Source organism: Armatimonas sp., from assembly GCF_043760365.1.
In the GTDB taxonomy this organism is placed as follows: Bacteria; Armatimonadota; Armatimonadia; order Armatimonadales; family Armatimonadaceae; genus Armatimonas.
Map to the genome: position 1 here is coordinate 1 of NZ_JAYUPA010000272.1, position 5,618 is coordinate 5,618.

Genomic DNA, 5,618 nt, shown 5'->3' on the forward strand with positions numbered 1-5,618 from the left:
CGCTATGGCGCGCCGTGATCAGAGCCAGAAGACCTGGCAGCTCCAGGTGGCACAGAGCAAGATCTCGGTGCGCGATGCTCAGGTGAGTGTCCGCTCCGCGGAGGCGACTCTGAGCGCATCGCAGGCGAACCTCGCGGCATCAAAGGCGCGGCTCTTAACATCTCGTCAGCAAGCCGAGACCCAACCCGCGCTGACCAACTCCGCCATCGCCAATGCCCAGGCAAGCTACGACCAGGCCAAAGTGCAGCGTGAGCAGCTCGACTCCACGACCCAGCAGCTACGCGCCGCCGCCGATGCTGCCTACAAGCAGGCCATTGCCAACCGGGACAATGCCCGCCTATTGCTCGACCGTCAGAAAGCACTGGTAGAGCGAGGCTTCGTCTCCCAGCAGGCCGTGGACAGTGCGCGGGCAAGCCTTGAGGTGGCCGAGGCGACTCTGACCTCCGCAAAGACCAAGCAAGACACTGTCGGTAGTGAGCTGCGTGGCTCGCTGGAGTCCGCGGATGCCCGTGTGGCTCAGACCAAGGCCGCCCTGGATCAAGCACAGGCGGGGATTGCGGATATCTCCAACCGCAAGAACTCTGTTCTGGAGGCAGAAGCATCGGTCAAGCAGACCGAGGCCGCCGTCAAGCAGAGCGAGGCAGCGCTGATGCGTGCCAAAGTGGCGCTGGATCAGGCTCGTACCAATATTGCCAACAACGCCATTCGGCACTACGATGTGGATACCAATAACTCCTCCATTGTGCGGGCGACGGCGAGCCGCACCAATGCCGAGACGACGCTTCAGCGCACGGAGATCCGCTCCCCGATGGGCGGTGTTGTGCTTGCCAAGACCGTGGAGCAGGGGACGATTATCGCGTCCGCTATGGGAATTAGCTCCGCAGGTGCAAGCATGATGACAATCGGCGATACCAGTCGGATGTATGTGGATGTTGTGGTGGACGAGACAGACGTGGCCAATGTGGACGAGGGGCAGAAAGTAGATGTCTCTGTTGAGGCGTATCCGGGAACTGCCTTTGAGGGGAAAGTTATCCGTGTTGATCCGCAGGCCGTGGTCAACCAGAACGTCACCAGTGTCCATGTGCGGGTCGAGGTAGACAACTCCACCCCCACTTTCCAGCTCCTCAAGCCGGGCATGAACACCACGTGTGAGTTTGTGGTTAAAGAAGCGAGCAATGTCCTGGTTGTCTCCAACGACGCCATCAAAGATGACGATGATGGTAGCAAGTACGTCGAGAAGGCCAGCGGCGGCAAGCCCGCCCCGCCGGATCCCACCACGGGTATCGCGGCGGAAGAGGGCACGCTGATAGACATCAAGATCACCAAGGCCAAGGTGGAGCTGGGTATAGTGGGCAACGACACCACGGAGATTACGTCCGGCGTCACCGAGGGGGAGCAGATCGTCACCCAGACCATTGAGCCAGAGCCCCCGAAGACCGGAGGAACCTCACCCTTTGGTGGTGGCAATACCCGTGGTATGGGCGGTGGCGGAGGACGACGGTAATGGCAACGGCAACCTCCCCGGCCCCTTCGCGTCAGGAGAGTTCCGGTCTCGGGCGCGGCAATGCGTTTTTGGTGAGCCTCCAGATGGCCTTGACCGGTCTGGGGGCCAACAAGCTCCGCTCGTTCCTGACCATGCTGGGCGTGATTATCGGAGTAGGTGCCGTCATTGTTGCCATCTCCATTGGAGAGGGGAGCAAGGCCGCCGTCCAGGAGAGTATCCAGAGGCTGGGGAGCAATGTCCTGACCGTTCTGCCAGGCCAGCAGCGGCGCGGCGGCGTGAGCATGGGCTTTGGCTCCCAGAGTACGATGAAGCTCTCGGATGTGGAGCTTCTCAAGCGCTCCTGTCCGTCGGTCGGGGAAGCCTACCCCTCGGTCAATAAAACGGCGCAGATCAAGGCGACCAACAAAAACACCAGTACCACCGTCAATGGCAACGGTCCGGCCTATCCCACCGTGAGCAATCACCCCGTTCAGTACGGGCGCTACTTCACCGCGGAAGACGTCCGCTCCCAGAAACGCGTCGCCGCTCTCGGTTCGACAACCGCAAAGGATCTCTTCGGTAGCGCATCATCCGGGCTGAACAAGACGATCCGTATCAATAGCCAGAGCTTTAAAGTCGTGGCCATCTTAAAAGAAAAAGGCGGCATGGGCTTCCGTAACCCGGATGATGCGGTCTACGTGCCCGTCACCACCGCAATGCGCCGCCTCTTTGGAATTGAGAATGTCAATAGCATCACGGTGCAGGCCAAGTCGTTCGGCCTGATGAGCCGTGCGCAGGGTGAGATCGAGAAAGTGATGCAGAAGCGCCTGGGCACGAGCGCCACGGGCAACAACTTCATTATCTTCAACCAGGCCGATATTGCCGCCACTCAGAACGAGCAACAAGACACGTTTGGGAATCTGATTAAGTATCTGGCGATTGTCTCTCTGGTGGTCGGTGGGATCGGGATCATGAACATCATGCTTGTCTCCGTCACCGAGCGTACCCGTGAGATCGGCATCCGCAAGGCGATTGGGGCACGGCGGCTGGACATTCTGACTCAGTTTCTTTTAGAGGCGCTCTTCCTCTCGCTGGTCGGAGGGCTGATCGGTGTGGCGATGGGGAAGCTGGGAAGCGATGGAATTGCGCAGGCCAATGGCTGGCGTGTCCAGGTCTCCTGGTCGTCTATCAGTCTCGCATTTGGCTTCTCCGCTGTTGTCGGTATTTTCTTTGGTTTCTATCCGGCGCTAAAAGCGTCGAATCTCTCCCCTATCGATGCACTTCGATATGAATAGTTTCTTTGAAAGGTTTCAAATGATGAAAAAATTAGCTCTGCCGCTGGCGGTGGCTTTATTACTGGCGATCTCGGGCGCGGTGCGTGCTCAAGGTCCTCCCGGCGGCGGCATGGGGGGGGCAGCTCCCTCTCCTGAGATGATGGCCATGTTCAAGAAGTTCGGGGAGTGGCGTGACAAGAACAAGAGCCTCTCCAGCGTCAACCGGACGCTCGGAGCGCTGGCTGAGTTCGAGAAAGACCCGAAAACGGCTCTGACCAAAGACCAGGCGAAGAAGATTCTCTCCGTGGTCGGCCCCTGGAAGAGCAAGCCGATCATGACCGATGCCAATGCCAAGGACATGCTCAAGAAAGTGGGGGCGACCTTCACGCCTCAACAGGCCAAGAAGCTTGCGCAGATCATGAGTGAGCGCGGCGGCATGGGTGGTGGCGGTATGCGAATGGGTGGCGGCGGCGCACCTGGTGGTGGCGCACCCGGTGGCGGTGGCGGCGCTCCGGGCGGCGGCGGTATGGACATGGCTGTAATGAAGAAGCGCTTCGACACCATGATGAAGGGCTACAACCCGCTCAACTTCAAGACCATCCCCGAGTCCCCGATGAAAGAGCGCTCCATCAAGCCCGTCAAGGATGCAATGGCAGCACTGGATAAAAAGGCGAAGTAGTCCTCTCGCCCCCTCACGGCCCCACCTGTGCTTGCACAGGTGGGTTTTTCTTTTGCTTAAATGTTGACAAATCCGATTTATTAACTTAGAATAAAAATGGAAAACCTACTATTTCCATAGAAATACTAGACATGAACCGATGTACCCGCGTAACTAGCCTTCTCATTGCCAGCTTCCTTCTGCTGGAAGGCTGCCCCTCGCCGGGAGTCCACTCGGAGAAAGCGGGGAAGCCCACCGTACGGGTCGCCTTTTTCTCCAATATCACCCACGCCGTCGCGCTCTACAGCTCGGCTAAAGGGCTCTTTGGAAAAGCGGTGGCCGACTCCGCGACCGTCGAGGAGCGTGTCTTCAAGGCTGGCCCCGAGGAGATCGAGGCGCTCTTTGCCGGGGAAGTTGACTTTGGCTATATTGGGCCGGGACCCGCGGTCAATGGCTATCTGAAGTCCAAAGGCGAGGCGCTCAGGATCATTGCCGGAGCAGCATCGGCGGGGACAGCGCTCGTGGTTCGCAAAGACGTCGCCATTACGGGCGTAAAGGACCTGGCAGGTAAGCGCGTCGCGGTTCCGCAGACCGGCGGCACGCAGGATCTCTCTTTGCGCCATGCCCTTAAAACCGTCGGACTGAGCGCCAAAGACAAGGGGGGAACCGTGGATGTTGTCCAGTTCGCCCCTGCCGACACGCTCATGCTCTTTCAGCGCGGTGAGCTGGATGCTGCCTGGCTCCCGGAGCCCTGGGTCGCACGCCTGGAGAATGAACTGGGGGCCAAAGTCGTGCTGGAGGAGAAGACTCTCTGGCCCGGCGGACGTTTCTCTACCGCTGTGGTGATTGTCCGCGCCGAGTTTCTCAAGGCCCACCCTGAGCTGGTCGAGAAGCTACTTGCCTCGCACAAAAGTGCGGTCAGGGCGATCCAGGCCGATCCCGATGCGGCCCGACTCGCCATCGGCGAGAAGCTCAAAACCCTCACGGGCAAGGCCATCCCCGATGCACTGCTTAAGAGTGCGCTCTCCCGCACCGAAATTACCGACGATCTGCTCAAAGAGAGCATCCTCACCTTCGCCGACTGGTCCAAAGATCTCGGCTATCTGCGCGAGGGTCGCGAGGCACTCACGGGACTCTTTCAGGACTGAGCCACCATGGAAAAGCCCACCGAGACTTCTCCCGCAAAGCCTGCGCTCCCGCTCAGCGAGATCGAGGCCGCGATCCGCAGTATCCGCTTTGGGGTCGTTCAGATCATCATCCAAGACGGTGTTGTAGTGCAGATTGATAAAACTGAAAAACAGCGCCTGCGCTGACCCACAATTTTGCGTGCTGACCCGACCACGGGAGGCCGAAAGCCAACTAAGGAAAGTTAAACTATGAAAACAGCCCGCATTAGCCACGCATTCACGCTTATCGAACTTTTAGTCGTGATCGCGATCATCGCGATTCTCGCCGCGATTCTCTTCCCGGTCTTTGCCCAGGCTCGCGAAAAGGCCCGCCAAACAAGCTGCCTCTCCAACACAAAACAGCTCGCAACCTCACTCCTGATGTATCTTCAGGACTATGACGAGACGTTCTACCCGCATGTCACCGAGCGCACCGCGCCAGCCGCGACACCTGATACAGCGCTTGCTCGTGCCCCCTTTAGCTACAAGAACAAGCTGGAGCCCTACATTAAAAACACTCAGATCTTCAAGTGCCCCTCCGCTCCCGCTTGGCCGACTCCCACTGTGGGGGCCTGGTTCACCACGGATTACGGCAATAACCACAACGAGGCTAACCTTGTGGGAGCCAGCCAGCAGGCATGGTATAGCGCCAACCCTGACTTTGGCTTCAATGAGCTTACCAGCCTGGCAAGCCTGGATCGCCCTGCCGAGTTCATCGCGATTGCGGAAGCGGGTCGCGCCAGTGGGATCGCTTCGCGTGGTGGCCTCTATCCACAGCCCTGGGCCTTTGATGATAGTGCGCTTCCGGATGTCAGCCAGCAGGCGCGATTTAAGGCGCGGCACAGCGGCGGTGGCAATATCGCCTTCGCCGATGGTCATACAAAGTGGCTGCGCCCCGAGCAGACTTGGAAGTCTTACAGCAGCAACTTCTGGAGAAGGAACCCGACCCCATAGATGATACTTGCCCGGTTCGGTTTCTATGCGCTGATGGCGCTGGCTTGGTGGGGCGCTTCGGCGCTCCGCCTCTGGCCACCGTA

6 protein-coding genes are annotated in these 5,618 nt (G+C 59.1%); all 6 read left to right on the forward strand.

Annotated features, from left to right (window positions below):
* Window positions 1-1,504, forward strand: a 1,504-nt coding sequence (locus ACH2EH_RS06505) for an efflux RND transporter periplasmic adaptor subunit (protein ID WP_395140062.1), incomplete at its 5' end; no start/stop codon positions are given.
* On the forward strand, window positions 1,504-2,778 hold the full coding sequence (locus ACH2EH_RS06510; RefSeq protein WP_395140064.1) for an ABC transporter permease: 1,275 nt from the start codon (window positions 1,504-1,506) through the stop codon (window positions 2,776-2,778). The genes ACH2EH_RS06505 and ACH2EH_RS06510, both read left to right, overlap by 1 nt.
* Window positions 2,779-2,797: 19 nt before the next feature.
* Window positions 2,798-3,436 (forward strand): hypothetical protein, encoded by a 639-nt coding sequence (locus ACH2EH_RS06515; RefSeq protein ID WP_395140066.1) that lies wholly within the window; start codon window positions 2,798-2,800, stop codon window positions 3,434-3,436.
* Between the two features lie 131 nt (window positions 3,437-3,567).
* On the forward strand, window positions 3,568-4,563 hold the full coding sequence (locus ACH2EH_RS06520; RefSeq protein ID WP_395140068.1) for an ABC transporter substrate-binding protein: 996 nt from the start codon (window positions 3,568-3,570) through the stop codon (window positions 4,561-4,563).
* A 6-nt stretch (window positions 4,564-4,569) separates the two neighbouring features.
* Window positions 4,570-4,728, forward strand: coding sequence for a YezD family protein (locus ACH2EH_RS06525; protein WP_395140070.1), 159 nt, complete (start codon window positions 4,570-4,572; stop codon window positions 4,726-4,728).
* 63 nt (window positions 4,729-4,791) lie between these two features.
* Window positions 4,792-5,535: a prepilin-type N-terminal cleavage/methylation domain-containing protein gene (locus tag ACH2EH_RS06530; RefSeq protein WP_395140072.1), complete on the forward strand. Its 744-nt coding sequence runs from the start codon at window positions 4,792-4,794 to the stop codon at window positions 5,533-5,535.
* The last annotated feature ends 83 nt before the right edge of the window (window positions 5,536-5,618 follow it).

What these genes read in the sequence shown, in the direction of transcription:
- ACH2EH_RS06510 (WP_395140064.1), top strand. Translation starts at nt 1,504, where the DNA reads ATGGCAACGGCAACCTCCCCGGCCCCTTCGCGTCAGGAGAGTTCCGGT.
- ACH2EH_RS06515 (WP_395140066.1), top strand. Translation starts at nt 2,798, where the DNA reads ATGATGAAAAAATTAGCTCTGCCGCTGGCGGTGGCTTTATTACTGGCG.
- ACH2EH_RS06520 (WP_395140068.1), top strand. Translation starts at nt 3,568, where the DNA reads ATGAACCGATGTACCCGCGTAACTAGCCTTCTCATTGCCAGCTTCCTT.
- ACH2EH_RS06525 (WP_395140070.1), top strand. Translation starts at nt 4,570, where the DNA reads ATGGAAAAGCCCACCGAGACTTCTCCCGCAAAGCCTGCGCTCCCGCTC.
- ACH2EH_RS06530 (WP_395140072.1), top strand. Translation starts at nt 4,792, where the DNA reads ATGAAAACAGCCCGCATTAGCCACGCATTCACGCTTATCGAACTTTTA.